Genomic DNA, 12,327 nt, shown 5'->3' on the forward strand with positions numbered 1-12,327 from the left:
ATTCATCGAGGGTTGAATTTCTGGCCCGGCCGGGTCAGAGGAGCCAACCCTTTTGAGCGGAGCGATCATGGCGGACAAGGTTCGCAAGGACGCCGTCGGGGCCCTTGAGGGGCTCCTCTTTGACGGCATGACGATCATGGCCGGAGGCTTCGGCCTCTGCGGCATTCCCGAGAACCTGATCGCGGCGATTCGCGAAAGCGGGGTCAGGGACCTCACGGTCGTCTCCAACAACTGCGGCGTCGACGGCTTCGGGCTGGGCATCCTGCTCGAGAACCGCCAGATCAAAAAGATGATCAGTTCCTATGTGGGGGAGAACAAGCTGTTCGAACAGCTCTACCTCTCCGGCGAACTGGAACTGGAGTTCAATCCGCAGGGCACCCTGGCCGAGCGCATCCGCGCCGGCGGGGCCGGCATCCCGGCCTTCTTCACGAAGACGGGCGTCGGCACGCTGGTGGCCGAGGGCAAGGAAGTCCGCGAATTTGACGGCGACCTCTATGTGATGGAGCGTGGCCTCGTCGCCGACCTCTCGATCGTCAAGGCCTGGAAGGGCGACGCCGAGGGCAACCTCGTCTACCGGAAGACCGCGCGGAACTTCAATCCGATGATGGCGACGGCCGGCAAGGCCACCGTGGTCGAGGTCGAGCAGCTGGTCGCCATCGGCGACCTGGACAAGGACAACATCCACACGCCCGGCATCTACGTCGACCGCCTGTTCAAGGGCGCCGTCTTCGAGAAACGCATCGAGCGCGTGACCACCCGCGTGAAGGAAGCCGTCTGATGGCCTGGACCCGCGAAGACATGGCCGCCCGCGCGGCGCGGGAGCTGCAGGACGGCTTCTACGTCAACCTCGGCATCGGCATTCCGACCCTCGTGGCCAACTACATCCCCGAGGGGATGCATGTGACGCTGCAGAGCGAGAACGGCATGCTGGGCATGGGCCCGTTCCCTTACGAAGGTGAAGAGGACGCCGACCTGATCAACGCCGGCAAGCAGACGATCACCGAGCTCGACAGCTCGTCCTATTTCTCGTCCGCCGACAGCTTCGCCATGATCCGCGGCGGCCACATCGCCCTGTCGATCCTCGGCGGTATGCAGGTGGCCGAGAACGGCGATCTGGCCAACTGGATGGTGCCCGGCAAGATGGTCAAGGGCATGGGCGGGGCGATGGATCTGGTCGCCGGCGTCAAGCGGGTGGTGGTCGTGATGGACCATTGCGAGAAGACCGGCGCGCCCAAGCTGCTGCATCGCTGCAACCTGCCGCTCACCGGCGCGGGCGTGGTCGACCTGCTGATCACCGAGCTGGGCGTATTCGAGATCAACCGCGGCAAGACGCCGGTGCGACTGATCGAGCTGGCGCCCGGCGTGACCGTGGACGAGGTGAAGAGCAAGACCGAGGCGTCGTTCACGATCGCTATCTAGATTCTCACGGGCTGTTGACGGACGGTGATTTGCCCCGCGGCGCGGGCGGACCATGTTGACGGCAATGATCACTTGCATCCTGGCGGCCCTGGCCGCGACCGTCGCCCTGTTCGCCATCGGCCCCGCCCAGGCCGCGCCGAAGCTCGAAACCGCCTGGTTCGCCGGCGGCTGCTTCTGGTGTCTCGAGCATGACATGGCCGGGATTCCCGGCGTGGTGGACGCCGTCTCCGGCTACGCCGGCGGCGACCTGCAGAACCCGACCTACGAGAACCACGAGGGCCATCGCGAGGCGGTGCGCATCACCTATGACCCCTCGAAGATCACCTATCGCCAGCTGGTCGACCGGTTCTGGCCTCTGGTCGATGTGACCGACAACGGCGGGCAGTTCTGCGACCGCGGCCCTCAGTACTCCACGGCCGTGTGGGTGGTCAGCGAGTCCCAGCGCCAGGCGGCCGAAGCTTCCAAGGCCGCCGCGGCGGCGCGGGCGAAGGGCCATCGCGTCGTCACGCCGGTCTTGCGCTACACCTCGTTCTGGCCGGCCGAGGGCTATCACCAGGACTACGCGAAGAAGAATCCGCTGCGCTATAACTACTACCGCGCCTCCTGCGGCCGGGACGCCCGGCTGAAGTCGGTCTGGGGCCGCTAGTCCCGATCCTTTACCGGCCGGAAGCCCTCGCCGAGGATCAGCGTTTCCCGCCGCAGGCAGCGGTGTTCGTACTTCTTCTCGTCGTTGGCGTAGCGCGCCGCGCACGTCACACTGAGGATCTGGTGCAGGATTCCCGTTGACCGGCTCACGCCGAAATCGGCGGCGACACGGTCGGCCTGGATGCCCTCGAGGCTGACGGCCAGCACGCGCCGGCCGAGCGCCGGCGTCAGGGGCGCCGTTGCCTCGGCCTGGTTGCCCGCATGGCTCTTGCGCAGCCACATGGTCAGCGGCGGCGCGTCCGGCGTGCCGATATAGTCGCGACCGTAGTAGGACAGGGCGTTGAACAGGAAACGGTCGTCGACAGCGATGGCCGAGAGGCCGCCGTTGATCTGTTCGACCTGGGCGCGTTGGACGACCTGCTCGGCCATCTGGCTCCAGCCCCGCACGCGCTTGATGTCGTTTGACCGGCCGAGCCCGTCGACGATCGCCGGATTGGTCACCGCCAGCATCATGAACACGGCCAGCGCCGCCTGCAGGCCGAGGCCGATTCCCAGCCACCAGCGGGCGCGCCAGCGGACCAGCAGGGCCGCCGCGAGCACGGCGCCGGCGACATAGGCGCTGGCCGCCCAGTTGTCGTTGGCCCGCGACAGGAGGGCGCCGACCGTCACCACGGCCAGCGGCGGCAGGGCGAAGCAGAGCAGAAGCAGGTCCTGCGGCTCCAGTCGTCGACGCCAGGCGAGCAGGCCGGCGCCGCCGATCAGGACCCCGAACGGGACGGGACCGAAGACCCCGAACTGCCCGCCGAGGAAGCCGAGCATCTCACCGGGGTTGAACAGCTTGCCGCCGAGGTTGGCATTGGCCGCCGTGTGGCCGACGGTGGCGAAATGGTGCTGGGCGTTCCAGACCAGATTGGGAGCGAGGACCAGGGCGAAGGTGAGGATGGCGAGCGCGGCCATCTTCAGGTCCCACGCCCGGCGGGCGTCCTTCGACAGCGCCAGATGCAGGCCGATGGCGATGACGGCGTAGAGCGCGGCGTACTTCGACAGCATGGCCAGGCCCAGCGCCGCGCCGAGGGCGGCGGCCAGCACGAGCCGCCGTCCGCCCTGCTGGATCTCGACATAGGCAAGCAGCGCCAGCGACAGGAAGCAGAGCAGGGGAGCGTCCGTCGCCAGGATGAAGGACGACAGCGCCACGCCCGGCATGAGCATGTAGATCGCGCTGGCCGCGACCCCGGTCCATTCGCCGTAAAGTCGCCGACCTACGGCGAACAGCGACAGGCCGGCGACTGCGTGGAACAGCGGCGCGGAGAAGCGCACCCAGGCCTCCGCATCGCCGCCAATCGTTGTCGTCGCCCAGATCGCCCAGGCGATCATCGGCGGCTTGGAGAAATAGCCGAAGTCCAGCGTACGGGACCAAAGCCAGTACTGGGCCTCTTCGGGATTCAGCTCGAGCGGGCTGGCGAAGATGGCGGCCAGCCGCAGCACCGTCAGCACAAGGACGAGCGTCGCGGCGATGCGAAACGGGCGGCTATAGCCGTCGGGGGAGGGCGGAGCGTCGGGGTCTGGGAGGGTCATGGGCGGGGCGGACGCTCGCCCGCGTCCGTGCCCATGTAAAGGCGAACCATGCCCAAAGGTGTCGCAATCTTGCGACAAAGCGCCCCAAAAGCGCGCCAAACGTTAACACCGTCTTGCCTCTTTTCGCGCCCGGCCTAAAAGCTCAAGGCAGGCGTTTCAGGCTCTTTTCGGGCGTCGTCACCTTAGCTTCGCAATGTCGGAGTAAGGGCGTGACGATTGTCCGGGCCGGGTCGATCAAGGTTTCAAACCGGCGTCGGGATTGAGAGGGGATACTCAAACTATGACCAAGAACAAGCTCGCCTTCGTGGCGACTACGGCGCTCGTTGGCAGCATGATGCTGGCCTCCAGCGCTTTCGCGCAATCCACCGGCACCACCGAAGTTGAAGCCGTTGTCATCACCGCGGCCAAGGGCCAGCCCAACATCGACGGTGTGATCTCCGCCGAGACGGCCCCCAAGGCCAAGGCTACGATTGACCAGGAGTTCATCGCGACCCAGCAGACGGGTCAGACGATCATCCAGACGCTGAACCTGACGCCGGGCCTGAACTTCACCAACAACGACCCGTACGGGTCTTCGGGCGGCAACCTCCGCATTCGCGGCTTCGATGGCCCGCGCATCTCGCTGACGTTTGACGGCATTCCGCTGAACGACACGGGCAACTACGCGATCTACACCAACCAGCAGCTCGACCCTGAACTGATCTCCAAGGCCAGCGTCAACATGGGCGCCACCGATGTGGACAGCCCGACGGCCTCGGCCACCGGTGGCACGATCAACTACACCAGCCGCAAGCCTGCCAATGAATTCGGCGGAATGCTGAACGCCGCGGTCGGCAGCTTCAACTATCGTCGCGTGTTCGGCCTGGTCGACACCGGCGACATCCTGGGCACCGGCGCGACTTCCTACTTGGCCGCCTCGTACCAGAAGTACGACAAGTTCAAGGGTCCAGGCGACCTGGAGAAATGGCAGATCAACGGAAAGATCTATCAGCCTCTGGGCGACAACGGCGACTTCGTCTCGCTGGCCTTCCACTACAACGAAAACCGCAACGACTTCTATCGCACGGCCGCGATCGCCACGTTCAAGCTCAACGGCATGGACTACGATAACAATCCGACCTACCTGCCGATCGTCTCGACGCCGGCGGCCCCGGGCGATGTCGACGCCGACCCGGCGGCCAACTCCGACTTCTACGGCCTGCGGATCAACCCGTCGAACACCGGCAACATCCGGGAACAGGCCAAGTTCACCCTGACCGACACGCTGACCCTGACCGTCGACTCGGCGTTCCAGTACGTCCTGGCCAACGGCGGCGGCAGCACCACGGTCAGCGAAGTGGCGGCGGTCGGCGCCAACACGGTTGTCACCGGCTCCACGGGCGGCGTGGCCTGCGCCGGCGGCGGCTCGGGCTTCGACATCAACGGCGACGGCGATTGCCGCGACACGTTCGTGCGCTACTATTCGCCCAGCACCACCAACACCCGGCGCTACACGGTGGCCAGCTCGCTGATCTGGGAGCCGAACGACAACAACACGTTCCGTATCGCCTTCACCTACGATCGCGGCCGCCACCGTCAAACCGGCCAGTACGGCCTGATCGGCGCCAACGGTGATCCGCTGGACGTGTTCGGCGGCAAGGACGGCTACGGCCAGAAGGTGTTCAACGCCGACGGCTACGCCCTCCGTAGCCGCGACCGTCTGTCCTTCGCCATCCTGAGCCAGCTTTCGGCTGACTGGCGCGGCAACTTCATGGACGACAACCTGTTCGTGACGGTTGGCCTTCGGGCGCCCGTGTTCAAGCGTGAGCTGAACCAGTACTGCCTGACGCAGAACAATGGCTTCTCGGTGCTCTGCACCAGCCAGCCGGTGTTCGGCAACGTCGACGCTGATCCGGCCGCCGGCGTTCAGGCCAGCGCCAATCTGGTGACGCTGAACGCGGCCGGGACGGGCACCCGTTACATCCGTCCGTTCTCCGCCGAGGTGGAATACAAGGACGTTCTCCCGAACGTCGGCCTGTCCTACCAGCTCGCCCCGGGTCACACGGTCTTCATCAGCTATGCTGAAGGCCTCAGCGCGCCCCGGACCGACAACCTCTACACGGCCGGCGTCGTCACCACCTCCGTCAACGCGCCGGTGGTTCTCTCGGACGTGGATCCCGAAACCAGCCAGGCCTGGGACCTGGGCTACCGCTTCCGCTCGCCGACGATGATCATCTCGGCGGCGCTGTGGTCGAACAACTTCCAGAACCGTATCGTCTCGGCCTTTGATCCGGACCTCGGCTTCAACGTTGACCGCAACGTCGGCGACGTGAAGCTCTGGGGTATCGACGCCCAGGCCGGCTGGACCCCCAACGCGGCGTTCAGCCTCTACAGCTCGATCAGCTACACCAACGCTGAACTGCAGGACGATCTTCAGCTTTCGGCCACCCCGACCTACTTGCCCACCAAGGGCAAGACTCTGGTCGAAACGCCGGAATGGATGTTCACGGCTCGCGCCCAGTGGCATGTGACGGAAGACTTCACGGTTGGCTTCCAGGGCAAGCACGTCGGCGACCGCTTCACCACGGACGTCAACGACGAGCAGACCCCGGCCTACAACGTGTTCGATCTGGACCTGCGGTACGACCTGCCGTTCGGCGGCGAGGGCACGTCTCTGCAACTCAACGTCACGAACATCTTCGACGAGGAGTACTACGCGAACATCAGCTCGGGTAACAACGCCAAGGTGATCCCTGACGTGAACCCCGGTCCGGCGGTTACGTCGAAGAGCGCCAGCGGCGCCTTTGTCAGCATCGGCGCTCCGCGCACGCTGCAACTGAGCCTGCGCACGCGCTTCTAGTTCGAAGACTCTACGGTTAAGGGAAGGGGCGGTCCGGAAACGGGCCGCCCTTTTTCGTTGGGGCCGGGATTGCCGCGCCCTTGACGCAACCCGCTCTCAGGGCCACTTCCCCCGACCCATGAACACTCCGCTCGTTCCCGCTGAATGGTCTCCGCACCGCGCCATGTGGCTTGGCTTCCCCAGCCATGCCGATCTGTGGCGCGAGGACCTGGGCCAGGCCCAGGATGAAGTCGCCGCCCTGGCCATCGCCCTCGCCGGTCCCGGCGAGGAGCGCGTGCGCCTGATGGTCTGCGGCGATGACGCCGAGGCCGCGGCCCGTGCGAGGCTGGACGGCGTCGCCGGCGTCGAGATCGTCCGCGCCCTGTTCGGCGATATCTGGATGCGCGACACCGGCCCGATCTTCCGCAACGACGGCCGCGCGGCCGGCTTCCGGTTCAACGGCTGGGGCGGCAAGTTCGAGATGGAGGGCGACGACCAGGTCGCGGCCCAGATCGCCGCCGCCTCCGGCGCGCCGCTGGACGCCAACCCGTTCATTCTCGAAGGCGGCGCGCTTGACCATGACGGGCTGGGCACCGTGCTGACGACCCGCCAGTGCCTGCTGAACACCAACCGCAACGCCGGCTGGACCGAGGCGGCGGCCGAGGCGGCGCTGGGCGAGGCGCTGGGCGCCCGCAAGGTGCTGTGGCTGGATGACGGCCTGCGCAACGATCACACCGACGGCCATGTCGACAACCTGGCCCGTTTCGTCGCGCCGGGCGTCGTGGCCTGCCCGATCGCCTGGGGCCGGGGCGACCCCAACGCCAATCTCTACGACGCCACCGCGCGCGCGCTCTCGCGGATGACCGACGCCAGGGGCGGCCAGCTGCAGGTCATGCGCATCCCGTCGCCCGGCTGGATCGACGGCGACGGTGGCCCCTCACCCGCCAGCCACATGAACTTCATCATCGCCAACGGGGCAGTGATCGTGCCGCTCTATGATGACCCGAAAGCCGGCGCCTTCGCCGTCGACGCGGTGCAGAGCCTGTTTCCCGAGCGCAAGGCCATCGGCCTGCCGTCCAACGCCGTCCTGACCGGCGGCGGCTCGTTCCACTGCATCACCCAGCAGGAGCCCGCCTGATGGCCCGGACGCTCAGCCTCGCGGCGATCCAGACGTCCTACGGCCTGGATATGGACGCCAACATCGCCAAGACGGAGGCCTTCATCCGTGAAGCCGCCGCCGGCGGCGCACAGGTGATCCTGCCGTCCGAGCTGTTCCAGGGCCCCTACTTCTGCGTGACCCAGGAAGAGCACTGGTTCGCCCAGGCTCATCCCTGGCGCGAGCACCCCTGCGTCAAGGCGCTGGCCCCGCTGGCCGGCGAACTGGGCGTGGTCATCCCGATCTCGATCTTCGAGCGGGAAGGCCCGCACTACTTCAACAGCCTCGTCATGGCCGACGCCGACGGATCGCTGCTGGGCGTCTATCGCAAGAGCCACATCCCCGACGGGCCCGGCTACCAGGAGAAGTACTACTTCAAGCCGGGAGATACGGGCTTCCGCGTCTGGGACACACGCTTCGGCCGCATCGGCGTCGGTATCTGCTGGGACCAGTGGTACCCGGAAGCCGCACGCGCCATGGCCCTGATGGGCGCCGAGGCGCTGTTGTATCCGACCGCCATCGGCAGTGAGCCGCACGACGCCAGCCTCGACACGGCCCTGCCGTGGCGGCGGGCGATGCAGGGCCACGCGGTCAGCAACGTCATTCCAGTGGTCGGCGCCAATCGCATCGGCTTCGAGCCGTGGGACGGCTACCCGAACGGCGGCCAGGGCTTCTACGGCTCGTCGTTCATCGCTGATCATCGCGGGGACCTGGTCTCCGAACTCGGTCGTGACGACGAGGGCCTCGTCCAGACGACGGTCGACCTCGACTTCCTCGCTACGCACCGCGCCGCCTGGGGCTTTTTCCGCGATCGCCGGCCGGACCTCTACGGCGCCCTGTCGAGCCCGCGCCCTGCATGATCGAGACGCCGCGCCTGATCCTGCGAAACTGGCGCGACGGTGACTTCGAGCCCTGGGCGGCGCTGAACGCCGACGCCGAGGTCATGCGCCATTTTCCCTCGACCCACACGCGGATCGAGAGCGACGCCATGGCCGCGCGCAATCGCGACTACATCGACGAACACGGCTTTGGTCTGTGGGCGGTCGAGCGGCGCGAGGACGGGGTCTTTCTCGGCTTCACCGGACTGATGACCCTGCGCGACAGCAATCCATTGGCCCCCGGCGTCGAGGCCGGATGGCGCTACGCCCGTCACGCCTGGGGACATGGCTACGCCACCGAGGCGGCGCGGGCGGCGATGGACGACGGTTTCGCGCGGCTGGGCCTCGCGCAGATCGTCGCCTTCACGACCACGACCAACCTGCCGTCCCAGGCGGTCATGGCGCGGCTGGGCATGACCCGTCGTCCCGACCTCGACTTCGATCACCCGATGCTTCCGCCCGGCGATCCATTGGAGCGGCATCTGGTGTGGTCCGCGGATCGGCCGGCGTAGGCCTGGTTCCGGGGGCGCCGCCGCGTGCGCCCATGCCGTCCGCTCTGTCCCCTGGACGACGAATGGTCGTGCGCGGTCAGGCGCAAAGCCGCCGCGGCCTCTTGACGACTGGATATGTTATTTCATAACACTTCCCCGTCTCGCCGGGACCGTCCGGTGCGGCCCGTCCAGATCGTCCGGGGAAATTCCATGTCCAGAGCTTTCGGCGGCCTTCCAATGGTCGCGGCCGTTGTCGCCCTGAGTTCGGCGGCCCTGCCCGCCCGCGCGGCCGAGCCGGCCGACGTGGTCGCCATCCGCGCCGAAATCGCCGCCATGAAGGCCGACTACGAGGCGCGGATCGCCGCCCTCGAGGCCCGGGTCGCCGCGGCCGAAACGGCCCAGTCCGCCGCCGCCGAGCCGGCCGATGCGCCCGCGGAGCCTGCCGATCCCGTCGAGCTGGCCGACGCAGGCGGCGCCGGCGACGGCGGCGCGGCTCCGGTCGCCTCGGCCAACGCGCTGAACCCCGGCATCTCGGTTGTCCTGAACGGCAACTACGTCGCCTCGTCGGAAGACCCGTCGATGGCCCGCATCCCCGGCTTCGCGCTGGGAGACGAAGCCGGCCCGATGACGCGGGGCTTCTCCCTCGCTGAATCCGAGGTGACTCTGGCGTCCAACGTTGATCCCTACCTCTATGCCAGTCTCACCGTGGCCTTCGACGGCCAGGGGGAGGCCGCCGTCGAGGAGGCCTACATCCAGACCACGTCCCTGCCGAACGGCCTGACCCTCAAGGGCGGGCGGTTCTTCTCCGGGATCGGCTATCTGAACGAGCGCCACGCCCACAACTGGTCGTTCATCGACATGCCCTTGCCCTACCGGGCCTTCCTCGGCGGGCAGTACGGCGACGACGGCGTGCAGGTCCGCTGGCTGGCGCCCACCGACATGTTCCTCGAGTTCGGCGCCGAGGTGTTCCGCGGCGACAGCTTCCCTGCCGGCAACGGCGCCGACCGCGGCGCGGGCACGCAGACGGTCTTTGTCCACACGGGCGCCGACATCAGCGCCTCGTCCAGCTGGCTCGCGGCGGCGTCCTGGATTCACACCAAGGCGGACGCTCGCGAGACGACAGACCCGGTCTTCGGCCTCGACCAGTTCAGCGGCGACAGCGACGTCGCCATCGTCTCCGGCGTCTACAAATGGGCGCCCGGCGGCAACGGCACGCAGCGAAACCTGACGCTCAGCGGCGAAGTGTTCTTCGGGACGGAGAGCGGGCGGTTCAACGGCATCCCGGTCGACGCCGACAAGACCGGCTGGTACGCGCAGGGCGTCTATCAGTTCAGGCCGCGCTGGAGCGTTGGCCTTCGCTACTCGGCGCTGGACGCCGGCGACACGCCCGCCCCGCTGGCCGGCACGACCCTCGACGGCCTCGGCCTGAATTCGTGGAGCGCCTCCGCGCTCGTCGAATATGACTCCAGCGAATTCGGCCGCTTCCGCCTGCAGTACTCGCGCGATGAAAGCGACCAGCGCGCGCGCGACGAACTGCTCCTGCAATACACCGTCGTCTACGGCCCGCACGGCGCCCACCGCTACTAAGGAAGCCTCTGATGTTCAGATCTCTTGTTCTCGCGGTGCTGCTGGCGCTCGGCGTCAGCTCGCCAACCTGGGCGATGGGCGTGTTCGCCTGCGAACCCGAATGGGCCGCGCTGGCCACCGAAATCGGCGGCGCGAAGGTCACGACCTACACCGCCACCACCGCGCTGCAGGATCCCCACCAGATCCAGGCGCGGCCGAGCCTGATCGCCAAGGCGCGCACGGCCGATATCGCGGTCTGCACGGGATCGGAGCTGGAGATCGGCTGGCTGCCGCAGATTCTGACCCAGGCCGCCAACAAGAAGATCATGCCCGGCGCGCCGGGATCCTTTGAAGCGACCCGCTACGTCAATCTGCTGGAGCGCCCTGCGCGGCTGGACCGGGCCGAGGGCGACATCCACGCCGGCGGCAATCCGCACATCCAGACCGACCCGCGCGTCATGCTGCCAGTCGGCAAGGCCATGGCCGACCGGTTCGCCCAGATCGACCCCGCCAACGCCGCCTACTACCAGGCCCGCTACGCCGCCTTCGCCGTGAAGTGGAACGCCGCCCTGGTCCGCTGGCAGGCCCGCGCCGCGCCTCTGCGCGGTCAGCCGATCGCCGTGCAGCACAAGACCTGGATCTATCTGGAGACCTGGCTGGGCGTGAAGCGGATCGTGGCGCTGGAGCCCAAGCCGGGCGTGCCAGCCTCGAGCGGATACCTCGCCCAGGTGCTGGGCGTCCTGCAGAAGACCCCGGTGAAGATGGTCATCCGCTCGGCCTACGAGGACGGCCGGTCATCGGACTTCGTCTCGCAGCGCGCCGGCATTCCGGCCGTCGTGCTGCCCTACACCATCGGCGGCACGCCGGGGGCGAAGGACCTCTACTCGCTCTATGATGATACCCTCACCCGGCTGCTTGGGGCTCTGAAGAAGTGAACATCGGCGCGATCGAACTTTCCATCCTGCTGCCGGCCCTGCTGGCCGGCCTTCTGGTGCTGTCCACCCATGTCCCGATGGGCCAGCAGGTGCTGAACCGGGGCATCGTGTTCATCGACCTGGCGATCGCCCAGGTGGCGGGCCTTGGCGTGACCGTCGCCAGCGCCATGGGCGCCGAACCGGCTGGCTGGCACGTCCAGCTGGCGGCCTGCGTCGCGGCCCTGATCGGGGCGCTGGTCCTGACCTGGACCGAGAAGAAGTGGCCGCAGGTGCAGGAGGCCCTGATCGGCGTGCTGTTCGTCGTGGCGGCGTGCGTCGAGCTGCTTTTGCTGGCCAACAATCCGCACGGCGGCGAGCATCTGAAGGACCTGCTGGTCGGCCAGATCCTCTGGGTGCAGGTTCCCGCGCTGATCCCGATCGCGGTGTTCTATGCCGCCGCCCTGGGCATCTGGTTCTTTCTGCGTCACCGGCTGGGCCAGCTGGGCTTCTATGTGCTGTTCGCGCTGGTGGTCACCCAGTCGGTGCAGCTGGTCGGGGTCTATCTGGTGTTCGCCAGCCTGATCGTGCCGGCGCTGGCCTCGCGGCGGTTCGCGCCGAAGCTCCGGCTTGGCGTCGGCTATGCCGTGGGCATCGTCGGCTACGTCGCCGGGCTGGTGCTGTCGTCGGTGCTCGACCTGCCCACGGGTGCGGCCATCGTCGTCACCCTGGTGGGCGGCTTCGTACTGGCGGTGATCGTCTCGCTCGTTGTCCCGGCCCGTCTGCGCGCCGAGCCGGAGCCGGCGCCGGTCCACTGAGCGGAGGGGACATGTAACGCAGGTACTTGTCCCCCAATCGAGCGGCCGGG

The 12,327-nt window shown here is 67.5% G+C and carries 11 protein-coding genes; 10 read left to right on the plus strand and 1 reads right to left on the minus strand.

Annotated features, from left to right (window positions below):
- Positions 1-67 precede the first annotated feature (67 nt).
- The 3 genes from ACODSL_RS16525 to msrA all read left to right on the plus strand — a co-directional run bounded on the left by ACODSL_RS16525 (position 68) and on the right by msrA (position 2,065).
- Positions 68-778: a CoA transferase subunit A gene (locus tag ACODSL_RS16525; protein WP_488901817.1), complete on the plus strand. Its 711-nt coding sequence runs from the start codon at positions 68-70 to the stop codon at positions 776-778.
- The gene (locus tag ACODSL_RS16530) at positions 778-1,419 is read left to right on the plus strand and encodes a 3-oxoacid CoA-transferase subunit B (RefSeq protein WP_488901818.1); all 642 of its coding nucleotides are present in this window, start codon (positions 778-780) and stop codon (positions 1,417-1,419) included. The genes ACODSL_RS16525 and ACODSL_RS16530 overlap by 1 nt, the downstream gene beginning before the upstream one ends.
- Positions 1,420-1,483: 64 nt before the next feature.
- Positions 1,484-2,065, plus strand: a complete 582-nt coding sequence (msrA, locus tag ACODSL_RS16535) for a peptide-methionine (S)-S-oxide reductase MsrA (protein ID WP_488901819.1) — start codon at positions 1,484-1,486, stop codon at positions 2,063-2,065.
- Here the strand turns inward: msrA and ACODSL_RS16540 are convergent.
- Positions 2,062-3,639: an ArnT family glycosyltransferase gene (locus ACODSL_RS16540; RefSeq protein WP_488901820.1), complete on the minus strand. Its 1,578-nt coding sequence runs from the start codon at positions 3,637-3,639 to the stop codon at positions 2,062-2,064. The two genes, msrA and ACODSL_RS16540, sit on opposite strands and share 4 nt — an antisense overlap.
- 280 nt (positions 3,640-3,919) lie before the next feature.
- Between ACODSL_RS16540 and ACODSL_RS16545 the strand changes: the two genes are divergently transcribed.
- From ACODSL_RS16545 to ACODSL_RS16575, 7 genes are all read left to right on the plus strand, one after another.
- Entirely contained in the window at positions 3,920-6,478 is a 2,559-nt protein-coding gene (locus ACODSL_RS16545) for a TonB-dependent receptor (RefSeq protein ID WP_488901821.1), read from the plus strand.
- A 118-nt stretch (positions 6,479-6,596) separates the two neighbouring features.
- Positions 6,597-7,595, plus strand: a complete 999-nt coding sequence (locus ACODSL_RS16550; protein WP_488901822.1) for an agmatine deiminase family protein — start codon at positions 6,597-6,599, stop codon at positions 7,593-7,595.
- A complete protein-coding gene (aguB, locus tag ACODSL_RS16555; protein ID WP_488901823.1) occupies positions 7,595-8,473 on the plus strand; it encodes an N-carbamoylputrescine amidase in 879 nt (292 codons plus the stop codon). Before ACODSL_RS16550 ends, aguB begins: the two co-directional genes overlap by 1 nt.
- Complete coding sequence (locus ACODSL_RS16560; protein ID WP_488901824.1) at positions 8,470-9,003, plus strand: GNAT family N-acetyltransferase; 534 nt, start codon at positions 8,470-8,472, stop codon at positions 9,001-9,003. Before aguB ends, ACODSL_RS16560 begins: the two co-directional genes overlap by 4 nt.
- A gap of 189 nt (positions 9,004-9,192) precedes the next feature.
- Complete coding sequence (locus ACODSL_RS16565; RefSeq protein ID WP_488901825.1) at positions 9,193-10,569, plus strand: hypothetical protein; 1,377 nt, start codon at positions 9,193-9,195, stop codon at positions 10,567-10,569.
- An 11-nt stretch (positions 10,570-10,580) separates the two neighbouring features.
- Complete coding sequence (locus ACODSL_RS16570) at positions 10,581-11,483, plus strand: metal ABC transporter solute-binding protein, Zn/Mn family (RefSeq protein ID WP_488901826.1); 903 nt, start codon at positions 10,581-10,583, stop codon at positions 11,481-11,483.
- Positions 11,480-12,277, plus strand: a complete 798-nt coding sequence (locus tag ACODSL_RS16575; RefSeq protein WP_488901827.1) for a metal ABC transporter permease — start codon at positions 11,480-11,482, stop codon at positions 12,275-12,277. Before ACODSL_RS16570 ends, ACODSL_RS16575 begins: the two co-directional genes overlap by 4 nt.
- Positions 12,278-12,327: the final 50 nt, after the last annotated feature.

It is taken from the genome of Caulobacter sp. FG121, from assembly GCF_057809815.1.

Excerpts from the sequence above, each read along its gene's own strand:
- ACODSL_RS16565 (WP_488901825.1), top strand. The coding sequence starts at position 9,193 with ATGTCCAGAGCTTTCGGCGGCCTTCCAATGGTCGCGGCCGTTGTCGCC.
- aguB (WP_488901823.1), top strand. The coding sequence starts at position 7,595 with ATGGCCCGGACGCTCAGCCTCGCGGCGATCCAGACGTCCTACGGCCTG.
- ACODSL_RS16540 (WP_488901820.1), bottom strand. The coding sequence starts at position 3,639 with ATGACCCTCCCAGACCCCGACGCTCCGCCCTCCCCCGACGGCTATAGC.
- ACODSL_RS16530 (WP_488901818.1), top strand. The coding sequence starts at position 778 with ATGGCCTGGACCCGCGAAGACATGGCCGCCCGCGCGGCGCGGGAGCTG.
- msrA (WP_488901819.1), top strand. The coding sequence starts at position 1,484 with ATGATCACTTGCATCCTGGCGGCCCTGGCCGCGACCGTCGCCCTGTTC.
- ACODSL_RS16570 (WP_488901826.1), top strand. The coding sequence starts at position 10,581 with ATGTTCAGATCTCTTGTTCTCGCGGTGCTGCTGGCGCTCGGCGTCAGC.
- ACODSL_RS16560 (WP_488901824.1), top strand. The coding sequence starts at position 8,470 with ATGATCGAGACGCCGCGCCTGATCCTGCGAAACTGGCGCGACGGTGAC.
- ACODSL_RS16550 (WP_488901822.1), top strand. The coding sequence starts at position 6,597 with ATGAACACTCCGCTCGTTCCCGCTGAATGGTCTCCGCACCGCGCCATG.
- ACODSL_RS16525 (WP_488901817.1), top strand. The coding sequence starts at position 68 with ATGGCGGACAAGGTTCGCAAGGACGCCGTCGGGGCCCTTGAGGGGCTC.
- ACODSL_RS16545 (WP_488901821.1), top strand. The coding sequence starts at position 3,920 with ATGACCAAGAACAAGCTCGCCTTCGTGGCGACTACGGCGCTCGTTGGC.